This is a genomic window from Weizmannia sp. FSL W8-0676 (assembly GCF_038593015.1).
Lineage (GTDB): Bacteria > Bacillota > Bacilli > Bacillales > Bacillaceae_C > Weizmannia > Weizmannia coagulans.
Window position 1 is genome coordinate 1846560 of record NZ_CP151954.1, and the last position, 14551, is coordinate 1861110.

Here is a 14551-nt window from a genome sequence, read left to right on the forward strand (position 1 = left end):
GAATAAGCGCCCGAAAGCAGCTTTACCATTGTTTCCATATCTTTTCCCCTTACCTATATTTTACTACAAATATGCCCAAAAGTTAAAATGTATTTTTCATTACTTTTGAATATTTTAAAGGTTCGTGAAAATATTGTCGACTCGTGGCGTGTTTGCACTGATTTTAGCGTCACTTGCATGCCATGGCCGTTTTCAAGCAATGCCATTACCTTTATTTTAGCGCAACGGCCTGCGCCTTTCAAATTGCGGCAGATCCCGTTGGCGCCCCTAACTGTATGGCAGCCCGGCCGGATCCGCCATCTGCTTTTTCAGGCGGGGAGAAGCGGGCCATAAAAAAGAAGCCACATTAAAAAGCCGCTCCCTGGAATACATGCCATAATTTTGGAAGAAATACGATGCAGCCGATAATGGCCGCAAGCACGGCCCACATCAGGACCGCCGCCGCCGCTGCATCTTTCGCAAGCTTGGCAAGCGGGTGGTATTTATGCCCCACGGTAAGGTCAACCGCCCGCTCAATTGCTGTGTTCATCAGCTCCATTGCAATCACGCCGAAAATGGAAAATAAAATGGCGATCCACTCTGTTTTGGAAAGGGAGAAGAAAAATCCGAGCAGACAAGCGCATAACGCCGCCAGAAGATGAAAACGGAAATTCCGTTCCTGCCGGATGGTTGCAAACAGCCCCTCCACAGCCGGCCGGAAAGGGGTGCGGTATTTCGGGATTTTTTTATCGTTTAAGTCCATAGCGATCGAGGATCTCGTTTTGGCGCCCGAACATTTCCGTTTCATCTTCTTTTGTCATATGGTCATAGCCGAGCAGGTGAAGAAATCCGTGAACCGCCAAAAAGCCGAGTTCCCTTTCAAACGAATGCCCGTACTCTCCTGCCTGCTCCCTTGCCCGCGGCACGGAAATGATAATATCCCCGAGCACGCGTGGCATTTCTGCACCGGTAATTTCGATCTCCCCTTCCCCCATTTCTTCAAGCGCGAACGAAATGACATCGGTCGGCTGGTCTTTGCCGCGGTAATCGCGATTGATTTCGCGGATCCCATCATTATCCGTAAAAGTTACCGACAACTCGGTGCCGTCCTCCACCCCTTCCTGCCGGGCTGCATAATCGAGCAATGTCCGGACAAGCTCGAGATGCTCCGCTTTCAGCTCATTTGTTTCATCCATCATATCGAGTGATAATGTCATGTCAGCCATCCTTTTTCGTTATTTTTACGGGATACCCTTATTTCGGATACTGGATCCTTGAATGAAAGATGCCGTTAAGCGTCTCGCAAAGCGTGCGTTTAACGGTCTCCAGTTCTTTCAGGGTAATGTCACATTCATTAAATTGCCCATCCATAATGCGCCCTTGCACGATATTGCCGACTAAATTTTGAATGTCATCGGGCGTCGGATGGTTCATGGACCGGACAGCCGCTTCCACGCTGTCCGCAATGTTGATGACAGCCGCTTCTTTCGTCTGCGGCTTCGGGCCCGGGTAACGGAACGCTTCTTCTTTCACATCCGGGTTTTGCGCTTTTGCTTTATGGTAAAAATACTTCAGCAAAGTCGTGCCGTGATGCTGTTCGGCAATATCCGAAAAAGCTTTCGGCAGCTTATATTTTTTCAATGTTTCCGCCCCGTCTTTTGCATGGGCAATGATAATATCCCTGCTTGTTTCAGGCGAAAGGCGGTCATGCGGATTCGGGATATTCAGCTGATTTTCGATAAAAAAATGCGGCCGTTTTGTTTTCCCAATATCATGATAATAGCTGCCAACCCTGGCAAGGAGGCCATTCGCCCCGATCGCTTCACAAGCCGCTTCGGCAAGATTGGCAACCATCAGGCTATGGTGATACGTGCCCGGTGCTTCCGTCAAAATCTTCTTCAAAAGCGGGTGGTTCGGATTGGACAGCTCCACAAGGCGGATCGGCGACAAAATGCCGAACGCCGCTTCAAAAAACGGCTGCAGCCCCATCACAAGCACGGCGGACAAAATGCCGGAAAGAAACGCAAATGAAAGGGTATATAAAAAGTCCATCTTTACGATCTGGCCGGCATTCAAAAAATAGATGACACCTACCGCAAGCACATTCAATAGCGCTGCAAAAATCCCGGTTTTAAACAAACGCGCGCGCTCCGGCCGTTTCGGCAAAAGCAAAATGCCCCCTGTCCCTGTAATAAGCGCGTATACAACCATCTCGGCGTTAAATGTATCTGCAATGTCACCGTGAAATTCGATGCTCGCACAAGCGGCAAGCAGGGCTGAAAGCAAAAAGGCGGAACGGTCCCTGAGCAAAATCCGGGCGAGCAGCGGCGCCATTGCAGCCGGATAGGCGTACTCGATGCCCGGAATCTCAAGATGGGTCAAGATCCCTGCCAGCTTCATTAACGCAAGGGCAATGACAAGAATCAGGCCGGCCATGACAAGCCGGTTTTGCTTTTCTTCTTCCGTTGCGCGCATCCGGCTCGTATAGAGGTACAAAACGCCGGATGCAAAAACGGCAAATAAAGCCAATCCGATATACGGCTTAACCGATCCGCTGCTTTTTAACAGTCCGATCAGCTGGAGTTCGCGGTAAGTTTCCCGGTCGATCAGATGCCCTTCCTGGACGATGACCTGCCCCTGCAGGATTTTCACCGGTTCAACGTTATCCATCGCCTGCTGCCTTCTTTTTTCCGTCTGCTTTGCATCATACACATAATTGGGCACGATCGCATATTGGCCAAGCTCGGACGCAGCATTCCGGATGCTTGTCTTCAACCCTGACTTTTCGATTTGCGAGGCCACCCGGCTTTTGGCTTCTGCCGCATTGTTTTCTGTCACTTTTTGGCTGAGCGCCTCATTGACATTTGTTTCGACAATGTGCCTTGCCGCTTTCAATTCATCCGGGGAAGCGGACAAAAGCGCGCGAAAACTTGTGTCGGAAATAGAGCCGGTCACATTGCCGGACACATTTTCAGACAATATTTCCTTCAATTTTGCCAGCTTCTCTTCCTGCAGCCCGCTGCTGTTTTTTCCGCCATGTTTTTTATTTTTATATTCCGCGTTCACTTCTTCTGCGACATCAAAAATCGAATCCATTAGCGAAACTCGGTTTTGTGCCAGGCCGCTGTCAAACGTATAGACTTTCGCAACACTAGCGGCCGCCAGCTGTTTTTCTTCTTTTGTTTTTTCTTCGTCGATGACCGTTTTCGGAGAACGGATCGTATTGTTCGCAACTGAAAACAGTTTGATATCATACGTCTGGGGCCTAATGTTCGGATAAAAAATGCCGAATAAAATAAGGGACAGTAAAAACAGGATCACGAATGTAAACCATTTAAAGCTTAACATCATCCGCAACCTGCCCATTTGCCCGGGAATTTTCATTTGCTTTTCATACACCGCCTTTTGCAATCGCTCTTAACGGTTCCATCATATCAGTTTTCCGGCAAAAATGCATGGCAAAACAACCCGGGTGCCACGGCCCGGGTTATGCGTTTTGATAAGCTTCGATAATTTTCGCAACAAGCGGGTGGCGGACGACATCGCTTTCTTCCAGATAGACGAACGAAATGCCGCGGACTTTCTCCAGCACTCTTTCAGCTGTCAAAAGGCCGGATTCCGCGCCTTTTGGCAGGTCAATCTGCGTTCTGTCCCCTGTAATCACCATTTTGGAGTGAAAACCGAGGCGGGTCAGAAACATTTTCATTTGTGCCTGTGTCGTATTCTGCGCTTCATCGAGAATGACGAACGCATCATCAAGTGTGCGCCCGCGCATATAGGCAAGCGGGGCAATTTCGATTGTTTCCCTTTCAATCAGGCGCTGTGTATGCTCCGCGCCGAGCACATCGTTTAATGCATCATAGAGCGGGCGCAAATACGGATCGACTTTTTCCTTCAAATCCCCCGGCAAAAACCCGAGGCTTTCCCCGGCTTCAACAGCCGGGCGGGTTAAAATAATCCTTTTTACCTCGCCGCTTTTTAAAGCATTCACCGCCATTACAACGGCCAAATACGTTTTTCCCGTTCCGGCCGGGCCGATGCCGAACACAAGGTCATGATGGCGGATCGCCTGGATATAGTCGCGCTGCCCGAATGTCTTGATCCGGATCGCTTTCCCTTTCGCATTCCGGGCAATTTCTTCTTCGTACAGGCTTCCCAAATATTCAAGATGGCCCTTTTTTTCCATTTCGACAGCGTAAAGCACATCGCGCCCGCTGATGGTGATGCCTTTTTTAATCAAACCAAGCAGTTCGGACATGACGGCAATCACCCTTTCCGCCGCATCTTCTTTGCCGCTTGCCTGGATCGTTTCGCCGCGGGTGAGGATATGGACCCCGTAGGCATCCTCGAGCATTTTCAGATGATGGTCGGAAATGCCGAATAAAAGCACTGCTTCGTTTGTATTCTCCAATTGAAGTTTTGCCGTACTTTCTTCTGTCATTCTAAGTCTCCTTGAGCAATTGGTTTTGCGATTGCGATATTTTCTACTACTTCGTAATAAATCATCATTTTTAATGTACCATTGCGGACATGTTCTTGCAAAACATATTCATCCGTAACGGTTGCTTCTTTTGGCAGTTTTTTGCGCAAATCCTGCCTTGCTAATTTTTTTGCTTCTGCTTCAGCCTCTTTTTTGGTATAATTTCTGTCCCGCTCTTCTTTCTCGCGGACCGTTTCCCTGATAAAGCGGACCGGCAATGTCCATTTTAAAAACTTGACCTTTTCTGCTTCTTCCGATGTCCGGTACTGTTTAAAACGGGGGGTCCGGAAGCCCCATATGTGCAGCTTCATCGAGCCGATTCCAATATAATATTTTTGGGCTGCATTGCCGGTATACACTTGAAAACGGGAGGAAAGCGGAAGTTCAACCGCCGTTTTATACCACGTTTTTCCGTATACTTTCCCTTTGGCTGCCACAGGGTATTTTTCTTTATCATTCCCAATGACACCGGAAACAAGCAGCTGGCCTTTTTTGACATACTGGTTAATTTTTACAACCGGCTTGCCTTTTTCAACAAACATATTTTCCACCACCGCTTTCTGTGAAGCGACAAGATGCTGTGGGCCCGGATTTTTCACCGGTTCCGGCATGTTTTTCTCCACAACGGTAAAATGATAGGTTGTCCCGCGCAGCTCCACGCCGACCCATGTCACGTCCGGAAGATTGTTTGTCAGCTTGCACTGGATGGTTTCAATATCATCGAGAAAAAACTGTGAATGCCCTGTTTGAATGCCCAGTTTGTCCAATTGTTTGCGGATTTCGTGCTCGGTTTTTGGCGTTGCGCCTTTGATCTCCACGCCCCAAACCATGTTGGAAAGCACCGTGATCACGGCAAGAAAGAGAAAAAAGCCGAACAGGAATCCGGCGTTTTTCAGCGTCCTTTTCCATAAAAAAGGAACGCCGCGCCCCCTTAAAAAGCGGACATGCAAATCTTGTCCCCTTACTGCTTTTCTGAGCTGGTGAATGTCTGAAAGGCGCAATTCGAACGTGACGGCCATGGTGCCCTGCCGCCTGACATTCCAAACAGCGAGGCCGGCTCTTGTCAGCTGGTTGATAAAGCGTTCGATCCCTTTTCCCTCAATTTTTACAGCCACCGACCCCTGTAAAAAAGTTACCCAATGATTTTTCAACCAAAGCCACCCCTATCCGTTCAAATACAACACTTCATCTATTTTGCCTTCCAATAAAATTTCTTCGGGCAAGATCGTTTTGATGACAAAAGACCGGCCTTTGATTAAGAGCTGCCCGTTTTTTAAAAGCAGCCGGACTTCTTTATCGGAAAAAGTCAAAAGGCCGCGGTGGTTCTCAACATAAATATGAATTTGGCCGATCATCGTGATTCTCGGAAGGTCCATCATGACATCCTGCGGAAGGTCCATTTTTTGTGACATCCAGTTTTGCAAATGCTGCCGCCATTTTTTCGCCATAAAAAGAACCCCCTTTCATCTCATATTTATGAAATAAAAAAGGGGTTCATCACTTTATTTGCAGTTTTTTTGTCCGAAACGTCCGGGACCGTTTGGAAACCCGTGTTTCCGGTTCAAGGATACGGCAAAGGTGCGGTAAAAAGCACAACGAAAAGCCGGAAATCATATTGATTTCCGGCTTATATGAGAAAGGTCAGGATAATTGCTGCTGCACAATATTTCTCACAACCGTACCGTCAGCTTTGCCTTTTACTTTCGGCATGACGGCTCCCATAACTTTTCCGAAATCAGCTTTAGACCCGGCATGCACTTCTTCAATGGTCTGCCGGACAATTTCACGCACTTCGTCTTCAGAAAGCTGCTCCGGCAAATATGCGTTCACATATGCCAATTCTTTTTCCGCTTTTTCAACAAGGTCACTGCGACCTGCATTTTTAAATTCCTGGAGGGAGTCTTTCCGTTGCTTCACTTCGCGAGAAAGGACTGTCAACTCTTCATCATTCGTCAAACCGTCTTTTCCGAGCCTGATCGCTTCGTTTTGAACAGCTGCCTTAAGCATACGAATTACGGAGAGTCTTTCTTTATCTTTGTTCTTCATCGCTTGCTTCATATCGCTATTTAAACGCTCGAGAAGACTCATCATTCCACCCTCTCTTACCACTTACGTTTTCTAGCAGCTTCTGATTTCTTTTTGCGTCTTACGCTTGGTTTTTCATAAAATTCGCGCTTTCTGTATTCCTGTAAAGTTCCGGTTTTCGAAACAGTACGTTTAAAGCGGCGAAGCGCATCATCAAGCGACTCGTTTTTTCGAACGACAGTTTTAGACATTTCTTTCCCTCCCTCCGAACACAAACGGTTACATGTCAGGTTGAGCAACCCGTGCACATTATTATTATATAATATCCTCCATAACCGGTCAACATTTGCGCCTTGTCTGTATGTGTCAAGTTTTTCTCGACAAGGTTTAAATATCGGGTATTCCAAGACACTCTTTTTGTACACTTTCGGCTACCGTGCTTTACTTGCTCGGTGTAATTTTCGGAAAAGATGTAATATTTCCGTATAAAGATGGATAACGGGGATGTTGAGGCGCGCGAAATTCACTCGCTTTCCGCGGGCGGCCGGCGAGCCTCCTCGCTCGTACCTCGCTGCGGGGTCTCTCCTGGCTCGCTTTTCCCGCAGGAGTCTCGTAAATTTCGCGCGCCTCAACGATCAGTCCCCACTGAGCCAAGCTTAAAACGAAAGCTCTAATATTTTGCTTAAATGTCCCATTGCCGATGAACTGCTTGAATGCAGGGCAACTGATCCGTGCTTTACGCCCACTGACGGGCGTACAGGCTGCTTGAATAGTTGAGACATCCTGATGGATTGTTGCAAGCTCCGTTGCTTTCTCGCGCTTCTTGAACGGTGTTTCAGATAGGTTTCCTGCAATGTCCCGTTAAGCATGCCCTGTTTCACCTTTACCATGGCTTCGGCGCCAGCTTTACTCCAATGCATCCCCCTTTTCTTCATTCTGAATGAGATATGCCTTTGATTTGATTCCATTGCCCCCAGGCCTCTCGCACCTTCCGGTACGTTCTCTACCTTGTCCCTCCAGTCAAAAATGCGGTCCCAGTTTTTTAGGATGTACGAACGAAACTCCTTGACTTTCTTAAGGCTCTTTTCATCCGTCAATGTGCTTTCATGCGTATCCAAATACAATGTGAATTGGTCTAGGTCATGCGTTCTAATCGCTTTTCTAATTTGCTCTTTGATCTCGCTCTTTCCGCCCCCGAATGTCCTTACGATGGCTTGTGCAACGTGGTAGGTATCCAGCTGGTTGAGCACCGGAAATTCCGACTGTGAGAATGCTGTTTGAAACCGTTCAGCTGTGTACCCCGCACCTCCATCACTATTTGTAATGACACGAGCTTTTTCTAGGGAATAGGTGTTGGCTGCTACAGCTTGGACTTCATCCCAAAATGTCTGGATGGATTTCGTCGTCATGATAACAACGGGATGGTGTAGAGAGACTCTTTTGCCATTGGTTTCCCATCCTTCATAGAGAATGGCGTGGTGGACTTCCAAACCCTGTTTCTTTTCTAGTCCCCGGACGAATATACCATCAGCTTCGGAAAACAGGTAATCTACCTTCTTTCCCTCAGGTAGTGAATCAGCTATTTCTAGCTCTTCTACAAGTGCCTTGTCGGCTTCAGCTTGCGTTTTCCCTACGTGTTTCACCATGTTCCCTACAGTTGTGTGACTAAGGCTCACTGCTGTCCATTCTTTTAAAATATCAGCTACCTCCCGATAGGTGTTCTCACTTGCCAACTCTGCCACCTTTAACTCCACTAACGGGCTGTATCGTTGGTATGGTAAAAGCCCTAACCATTCATCCAGAGGATAATGTGAATTCCCTTTCTGGTCATGCATTAGTGAACGTTTAAAGGTCACATTTCCAAATAAAAACTGAATGCTTCTGTTATCACTCCGGCAGTACTCCCAGCCATCCTCCAGCTTTTTTTGCTTAATTGTTTTATCTAACGTCTCAAATATTTCCCCAACCCATTGCGTAAAGGCATTCTGGATCAGAATTTTAACTTGTTCTTCAAATTCAATAAGACTTTTTGTATCCTTTAATAATCCAGCAATTATTGATATAATATCCATAGGAAGACCTCTTTCTAAATGTATTCGCCCACAAGCGTACATTTAAATGATAGAGCGTCTTCCCATTTTTTTCCACCCATCTGCCCTTCGAGTAAAATTTTACACATACGCCTTGTCTTTCGTGATTTGGCTTTTGCCTTATTTGCCCCGCCTGTTCCTCCTTTTGGTATAATAGAGATCAAAGACGGCATGGAAACGATTGGAGGGAGACGATGGAACAACAGGAAACGGCACATATCATTGTTTCAGGAAGGGTACAGGGCGTCGGCTTCCGCTACTACACCCAATTTTTGGCAAAGCAATACAATATATGCGGGTGGGTCCGCAACAAAGACGATGGCACTGTCGAAGTGATGGCACAAGGCGGGAAAAAAGAGATGGAACAATTTATCCGCGGGCTGAAAAAAGGGCCGTCGCGCTTTGCAAAAGTAACCGGAATGGATATTGACTATTTACAGCAGCAAGAACAGTACCGTGATTTTCGTGTGTTGTATTAAATGGATTTTCCAAATAATAAAAAGGCATGTTCGATACCCCCTTTCCATATGATCATAAGGGGGGAAGGACATGCTTTATTTACTTTCATTTCTTTTGTTGACGGTGACATTTTTATTCGGCATTCACAGGCTGCGGGCCGGGCTGTTTGCCTTATCCGGCGGCCATGCCGGAAATGCGCTGAAAAAACTGGCAGGCAGGCCGCTGTCCGCCATGCTGTTCGGGATGGTTTTGACGGCGCTTTTGCAAAGCAGCTCCGCCGTGATGGTCATCACTGTCGGGCTCGTTTCTGCCGGAATGCTGACGTTTTCGCAATCGATCGGAATCATTTTGGGCACGAATATTGGCACGACTTTCACGCTCGAATTGCTGACTTTCGACTTCTCCTCTTTGAGCCTGCCTTTTTTGGGGGCAGGGGCAGTGTTCTATTTTTTCGGAAAAGGCCGCGTCAAAAGCGCCGGTATTATTCTGTTCGGCCTCTCGCTTGTGTTCGGGGCAATGCGCGGATTTGAGGAGCTTGCCGTGCCGGTATCAAAAACCGCTTTTGTCCAGCATTTGTTTACCGTTTTAAATACCCACCTCTTGTCCGCTTTCTTACTCGGAATCTTGCTTTCTGCAGCGATCCAGTCCAGCACCGTGACGATCGGGATGGCGATGGGTTTTCTTGCAGCCGGGGTATTCCCGCTTGAAACCGGAATTAGCATCATGCTCGGGGCCAATATCGGGACATGCATCACCGGGCTTCTGGCCAGCATCGGGGCCGGAGAGGAAGCAAGGCTGACGGCATTTACCCATGTCTGGCTGAATGCCGGAGGGGCGCTTGTTTTTTTGCCTTTCCTGCATGTGCTCGCGGACACTTGCCGAATGCTGTCGGCTAATCCGGAACAACAGCTTGCCCATGCAAGCCTATTGTTTAATCTTCTATCCTCACTGGCTGTTTTGCCATTTTCCGAAAGATTCGGCCGGTTTATCATCGCTTTGCACGGAAAAAAATAAAACAACCGGGCTAAAAGCCCGGTTGTTTTTGCCATGTGCTTCAAAGGGCGGGCATTTTATCCGGAAACTGCCCTGGCCTCTTCAATGCCATTATGCGGCACTTTTTTTCCTATTATGGGGCTGCCTTTTATCAGGCGCGCTTTTTCCGGGCAAACACACCATCCGGTTTTTGCGTTACATGGCTTCATTTACGGCCGGCATGACGTCGTCCATCACTCTGACGAACTGTGCTTCATTATATGGATACCCAGCTTTTGTGATTTTCACTTTGACGAGTTTTCCAACCATATCCGGGGTGGCCGGGAAAACGACTTTCAGGTAATTATCGGTATAGCCTTCGTACAGCCCGCTTTCCGGATCTTCTTTGAACGGCTCTTCCGGAATGACTTCAAGCACCTCGTTTTCAAATTGGGATGCGTATTCTTTTGCCAGCTGGTCGCTTAATGCGATCATGCGGTGGACACGTTCATTTTTGATTTCTTCATCAATCTGGTCCTTCATTCTGGCAGCAGGCGTACCTGTCCTGGGCGAGTACGGGAAAACATGGAGTTCCGCAAACCGGTGTTCTTTTATGAAATTGTATGTTTCCATAAACTCTTCTTCCGTTTCACCCGGGAAGCCGACGATGACATCAGAAGTCAGTGCAAGGCCCGGCAATGCTTCTTTCAACTTGGTAATCCGTTCCGCGAACTGGTCCATCGTATATTTCCGGCGCATTCTTTTCAGCACCGTATCGGAACCGGACTGGATCGGGACATGCATATGGCGGACAACGACTTTCGAATGTTTAATCACACCAATCACTTCATCCGTCAGCTGGCTGGCTTCAATAGACGAAATGCGGACGCGTTTCAGCCCCTGCACTTTTTCTTCCAGGTCCCGAAGCAGCATCGCAAGATTGTAATCTTTTAAATCCTGGCCGTATCCGCCTGTATGAATGCCGGTTAAAACCAGTTCTTTATAGCCTGCATCGACAAGCTGCTGGGCTTGTGCGATGACCTTTTCAGGATCCCTTGACCGCATCAGGCCGCGCGCCCACGGGATGATGCAAAACGTGCAGAAATTGTTGCAGCCTTCCTGGATTTTCAGGGAAGCCCGGTGCCGGTCGGTAAAATACGGCACTTCCATTTCTTCATACACACGGTTTTTCATAATATTTTTGACAGCATTGACCGGTTTGCGCTCTTTCAAATACTGTTCAATATACCCAAGCATTTTGGTGCGGTCCTGTGTGCCGACAACGACATCGACACCGGGAATTTCGAGGATCTCGCCCGGCGATGTCTGCGCATAACAGCCGGTCACACAAACTACGGCATCCGGGTTTTGCCGGACTGCCCGGCGGATGACCTGACGGCTCTTTTTGTCTCCTGTATTGGTGACCGTGCAAGTATTGATCACGTAGACATCGGCGTTCGTTTCAAAGTCGGTTCTTTCATAGCCCGCTTGTTTAAACAGCTGCCAAATGGCTTCAGTCTCATAATGGTTCACTTTGCATCCTAATGTATGGAATGCTACGGTTGACATCCTCTTCACCTCATTAATTCAAAATGGTAACTTATGGCAGAAAGTACATATAACGGCGCCGTCTCCGCCCGCAAAATGCGCGGGCCTAAGCTGCAGGATACGAATCCGGCTGCTTCAAGCCTGCGGATTTCATCAAGGGATAGGCCCCCTTCCGGCCCGAAAACGGCCAGTACATTGCCGCCTTCCGATATGTTCGACAATACTTCCGCAAACCGGTGCCGTTCCCCTTCTTTTGCATTTTCTTCAAAAGCAACCAGCTTATATTGATATGTATGGCTTTCTTCGATCAGCTGCTGGAAAGAAACAGGGGGGCTGATTTCGGGCAAGTGGCTGCGGTGCGACTGTTCTGCGGCTTCCCGGGCAATCTTTTGCCAGCGTTCGCGTTTTTTTGCTTCTTTCTTTGTGTCCCATTTTACAACGGATCTTTCCGCAATGAAAGGCAAAAAATGAAAGGCACCCAGCTCGGTTCCCTTTTGGATAATCCATTCCAGTTTATCCGCTTTCGGAAGGCCGCATGATACAGTAACATGGACCGGAAGCTCTTTTACGGCGGTTTCCCATCCGGTAATCCGGGCCATAACGGCATCGCCTGTGATTTCCCCGATTTCGCAAATGCACACTTTTTCATCTGAAAATACACCATAAAAGCGGCTTCCGGCGGACATTCTCATGACGCGCGCGATATGATGGTAATTTTCGCCGTCCAGGCGGATTTCCTGCTCCCCCCGATACGGCCGGTTTAAAAAATAACGCTGCATGGCCTCTCACCCGCGCTTTGCCATGAGCGCAACCCAGTCTTCCATGACCATCGTTTCTTCAATCGTGAAGCCGGCAGAAGTGAGCGCATCCACGACAAGGTCCTTTTTTTGCCGGATGATGCCGGAAGCAATAAAACGGCCGCCCGGTTTGACATGTCCGAATGCCTCTTCAGCAAAACGGGCGATCACTTCAGCAAGAATATTGGCCACCATCACATCGGCTTGCCCGCTTACGCCTTTCAACAAATCATTTTGTTTGACAGTTACCCGGTTTTGGACTTTATTGAGTTTCACATTGAGCGTAGCCGCACGGACCGCCACCTCGTCCAGATCAAGCGCAAGCACCCGCCCTGCTCCGAGCAGGGCGCTGGCAATGCTTAACACGCCGGAACCGGTGCCGACATCAATGACCGTGTCGCCCGGTTTTACCGTCCGTTCTAATGCCTGGATGCACATGACCGTGGTCGGATGGGTGCCGGTGCCGAACGCCATGCCGGGGTCCAATTCAATGATCAGCTCATCGCTTGATACCGGCTCATAGTTTTCCCACATCGGCACAATCGTAAATTTTTCGGATATTTTCACGGGATTGTAGTATTTTTTCCATGCCGTTGCCCATTCTTCTTCATGCACTTCGCTGATCGTCACCTTGTTCGGGCCGATATCAATATCAAAAGTGGCCAGATTGGTAATCGCCTGTTTGATTTCCTCGACGGTTTCACCTAAAAAGCTGTTTACGGGCAGGTACGCTTTAATGATGACCCCTTCTTCCGGAAAATCGTCCGGATCCAGTTCATAAATTTCACCGAACCGGTCGTCATGCTCTTTCAGCAGCTCATCCGAGTCCTCGATCACAATCCCGCCGGCGCCCGCTTCATACAAAATATTCGAAATCGGATCCACCGCTTCGTTCGTGGTGTGGATCATAATTTCCGACCATTTCATGAACGCCTCACTCCATTCCTGTTTAGTCCCCTTTAAATGCCCGTTTCATTTTGTCAAAAAAATTGCTGCTTTGTTCATCCGGGACCTCTCCACTCGCTTCGGCGAATTCGCGCAAAAGTTGTTTTTGCCGTTCGGTAAGCTTCCTTGGGGTGACAATTCTCGCGATGACATGCTGGTCGCCGGTGCCGTGCCCGTGGACATTCGGCACGCCTTTCCCGCGCAGCCTGAATTTTGTGCCGGATTGTGTGCCGGCCGGGATTTTCAATTTTACTTTCCCGTGCAACGTCGGCACTTCGATTTCATCGCCTAAAGCAGCCTGGGTAAAAGCAATCGGGATTTCGCAGTAGATGTCATCGCCGTCCCGTTCGAACAGTTCATGCGGCCGGACGTGGAAAATGATGTACAGGTCGCCGGCCGGTCCGCCGTTTATACCCGGTTCGCCCTGGCCTGCAACGCGGAGCTGCTGCCCGTCGTCGATGCCGGCCGGAATTTTGACATGAATTTTGCGGCGTTTTTTCACTCTTCCGGTACCGCCGCAAGTTTTGCATTTGTCTGTAATGATTTTGCCCGTACCGCCGCAGTAATGGCATACCCTGCGGTTCACAATCCGGCCGAACGGTGTCTGTTGCTCAGTATTGAGCTGTCCGGTTCCGTGGCAGTGCGGGCATTCTTTCGGATGCGTCCCCGGTTTTGCCCCGGTTCCGTGGCAGGTATCACAAGTTTCCTCGCGCGGAATATGGATGTCCGTCTCTTTCCCGAAAACCGCCTCCTCAAATTCAAGCGTCATCGTATATTGCAAATCAGCCCCCTGCCTTGGCGCATTCGGGTCATTTCTTCTGCCGCCGCCAAAAAATGTGCTGAAAATATCTTCGAAACCGAAACTGTCAAAATCCGAACTGCTGAATCCGCCAAAACCGTTTCCGCCCCCGAAGCCCTGGTTCGGCCCTGCATGCCCGAACTGGTCATATTGGGCGCGTTTCTGGTCATCGCTCAACACTTCGTACGCTTCCTGGATTTCCTTGAATTTTTCTGCAGCATCAGGCGCTTTGTTAATATCCGGGTGGTATTTTTTGGAAAGCTTGCGGTACGCTTTTTTTATCTCGTCTTTCGATGCATCTTTCGCGACGCCCAACACTTCATAGTAATCCCGTTTACTCATTTCTTCTCACTCCCGAAACGTTCACATAAAGGTAATTGTAGCATTCGCATAAGAAAAAAGTCAAAGCCGAGAATAGACCAGACTTTGACTTTTTTCCTGGCTCATTGAAAAATGG

The 14551-nt window shown here is 48.5% G+C and carries 15 protein-coding genes; 2 read left to right on the top strand and 13 right to left on the bottom strand.

From position 1 onward, the window contains the following. Window positions 1–346: 346 nt before the first annotated feature. The 9 genes from NST20_RS09100 to NST20_RS09140 all read right to left on the bottom strand — a co-directional run bounded on the left by NST20_RS09100 (window position 347) and on the right by NST20_RS09140 (window position 8556). On the bottom strand, window positions 347–742 hold the full coding sequence (locus NST20_RS09100) for a diacylglycerol kinase family protein (RefSeq protein WP_013859685.1): 396 nt from the start codon (window positions 740–742) through the stop codon (window positions 347–349). After that, on the bottom strand, window positions 726–1196 hold the full coding sequence (gene ybeY, locus NST20_RS09105) for an rRNA maturation RNase YbeY (protein WP_315958473.1): 471 nt from the start codon (window positions 1194–1196) through the stop codon (window positions 726–728). The genes NST20_RS09100 and ybeY overlap by 17 nt, the downstream gene beginning before the upstream one ends. Before the next feature lie 37 nt (window positions 1197–1233). Continuing rightward, the gene (locus NST20_RS09110) at window positions 1234–3330 is read right to left on the bottom strand and encodes an HD family phosphohydrolase (protein ID WP_342399312.1); all 2097 of its coding nucleotides are present in this window, start codon (window positions 3328–3330) and stop codon (window positions 1234–1236) included. 136 nt (window positions 3331–3466) lie between these two features. Then, a complete protein-coding gene (locus NST20_RS09115) occupies window positions 3467–4420 on the bottom strand; it encodes a PhoH family protein (protein ID WP_013859688.1) in 954 nt (317 codons plus the stop codon). Beyond that, window positions 4417–5610 carry a sporulation protein YqfD gene (gene yqfD, locus NST20_RS09120; protein ID WP_342399313.1) on the bottom strand — a complete coding sequence of 398 codons (1194 nt, stop codon included), beginning with the start codon at window positions 5608–5610 and terminating at the stop codon, window positions 4417–4419. Before yqfD ends, NST20_RS09115 begins: the two co-directional genes overlap by 4 nt. 12 nt (window positions 5611–5622) lie before the next feature. After that, complete coding sequence (gene yqfC, locus NST20_RS09125) at window positions 5623–5907, bottom strand: sporulation protein YqfC (RefSeq protein ID WP_013859690.1); 285 nt, start codon at window positions 5905–5907, stop codon at window positions 5623–5625. A 193-nt stretch (window positions 5908–6100) separates the two neighbouring features. Continuing rightward, the gene (locus NST20_RS09130) at window positions 6101–6547 is read right to left on the bottom strand and encodes a GatB/YqeY domain-containing protein (protein ID WP_029141283.1); all 447 of its coding nucleotides are present in this window, start codon (window positions 6545–6547) and stop codon (window positions 6101–6103) included. Between the two features lie 14 nt (window positions 6548–6561). Further along, entirely contained in the window at window positions 6562–6735 is a 174-nt protein-coding gene (rpsU, locus tag NST20_RS09135; RefSeq protein ID WP_017552614.1) for a 30S ribosomal protein S21, read from the bottom strand. A gap of 405 nt (window positions 6736–7140) precedes the next feature. Then, entirely contained in the window at window positions 7141–8556 is a 1416-nt protein-coding gene (locus tag NST20_RS09140; RefSeq protein ID WP_342399314.1) for an ISLre2 family transposase, read from the bottom strand. 212 nt (window positions 8557–8768) lie between these two features. Here NST20_RS09140 and NST20_RS09145 point away from each other — a divergent pair, with 212 nt between their 5' ends. Beyond that, window positions 8769–9053: an acylphosphatase gene (locus NST20_RS09145; protein ID WP_265115182.1), complete on the top strand. Its 285-nt coding sequence runs from the start codon at window positions 8769–8771 to the stop codon at window positions 9051–9053. Between the two features lie 70 nt (window positions 9054–9123). Next, complete coding sequence (locus NST20_RS09150) at window positions 9124–10047, top strand: Na/Pi symporter (RefSeq protein ID WP_019720554.1); 924 nt, start codon at window positions 9124–9126, stop codon at window positions 10045–10047. A gap of 174 nt (window positions 10048–10221) precedes the next feature. On the opposite strand, the gene mtaB is transcribed toward NST20_RS09150, so the two are convergent. From mtaB to dnaJ, 4 genes are read right to left on the bottom strand one after another with little or no spacing between them, the layout of a single operon-like run. Beyond that, the gene (gene mtaB, locus NST20_RS09155; RefSeq protein ID WP_013859694.1) at window positions 10222–11574 is read right to left on the bottom strand and encodes a tRNA (N(6)-L-threonylcarbamoyladenosine(37)-C(2))-methylthiotransferase MtaB; all 1353 of its coding nucleotides are present in this window, start codon (window positions 11572–11574) and stop codon (window positions 10222–10224) included. A 5-nt stretch (window positions 11575–11579) separates the two neighbouring features. Then, entirely contained in the window at window positions 11580–12332 is a 753-nt protein-coding gene (locus NST20_RS09160) for a 16S rRNA (uracil(1498)-N(3))-methyltransferase (protein ID WP_013859695.1), read from the bottom strand. A 6-nt stretch (window positions 12333–12338) separates the two neighbouring features. Next, window positions 12339–13277: a 50S ribosomal protein L11 methyltransferase gene (gene prmA / locus NST20_RS09165; RefSeq protein ID WP_342399315.1), complete on the bottom strand. Its 939-nt coding sequence runs from the start codon at window positions 13275–13277 to the stop codon at window positions 12339–12341. Between the two features lie 22 nt (window positions 13278–13299). After that, window positions 13300–14436, bottom strand: coding sequence for a molecular chaperone DnaJ (gene dnaJ / locus NST20_RS09170; RefSeq protein ID WP_342399316.1), 1137 nt, complete (start codon window positions 14434–14436; stop codon window positions 13300–13302). Window positions 14437–14551: the final 115 nt, after the last annotated feature.

Bases quoted from the DNA above. Each gene is read 5' to 3' on its own strand.
- NST20_RS09100 (WP_013859685.1), bottom strand. From the start codon at position 742: ATGGACTTAAACGATAAAAAAATCCCGAAATACCGCACCCCTTTCCGG.
- ybeY (WP_315958473.1), bottom strand. From the start codon at position 1,196: ATGACATTATCACTCGATATGATGGATGAAACAAATGAGCTGAAAGCG.
- NST20_RS09110 (WP_342399312.1), bottom strand. From the start codon at position 3,330: ATGATGTTAAGCTTTAAATGGTTTACATTCGTGATCCTGTTTTTACTG.
- NST20_RS09115 (WP_013859688.1), bottom strand. From the start codon at position 4,420: ATGACAGAAGAAAGTACGGCAAAACTTCAATTGGAGAATACAAACGAA.
- yqfC (WP_013859690.1), bottom strand. From the start codon at position 5,907: ATGGCGAAAAAATGGCGGCAGCATTTGCAAAACTGGATGTCACAAAAA.
- NST20_RS09130 (WP_029141283.1), bottom strand. From the start codon at position 6,547: ATGAGTCTTCTCGAGCGTTTAAATAGCGATATGAAGCAAGCGATGAAG.
- rpsU (WP_017552614.1), bottom strand. From the start codon at position 6,735: ATGTCTAAAACTGTCGTTCGAAAAAACGAGTCGCTTGATGATGCGCTT.
- NST20_RS09140 (WP_342399314.1), bottom strand. From the start codon at position 8,556: ATGGATATTATATCAATAATTGCTGGATTATTAAAGGATACAAAAAGT.
- NST20_RS09145 (WP_265115182.1), top strand. From the start codon at position 8,769: ATGGAACAACAGGAAACGGCACATATCATTGTTTCAGGAAGGGTACAG.
- NST20_RS09150 (WP_019720554.1), top strand. From the start codon at position 9,124: ATGCTTTATTTACTTTCATTTCTTTTGTTGACGGTGACATTTTTATTC.
- mtaB (WP_013859694.1), bottom strand. From the start codon at position 11,574: ATGTCAACCGTAGCATTCCATACATTAGGATGCAAAGTGAACCATTAT.
- NST20_RS09160 (WP_013859695.1), bottom strand. From the start codon at position 12,332: ATGCAGCGTTATTTTTTAAACCGGCCGTATCGGGGGGAGCAGGAAATC.
- prmA (WP_342399315.1), bottom strand. From the start codon at position 13,277: ATGAAATGGTCGGAAATTATGATCCACACCACGAACGAAGCGGTGGAT.
- dnaJ (WP_342399316.1), bottom strand. From the start codon at position 14,436: ATGAGTAAACGGGATTACTATGAAGTGTTGGGCGTCGCGAAAGATGCA.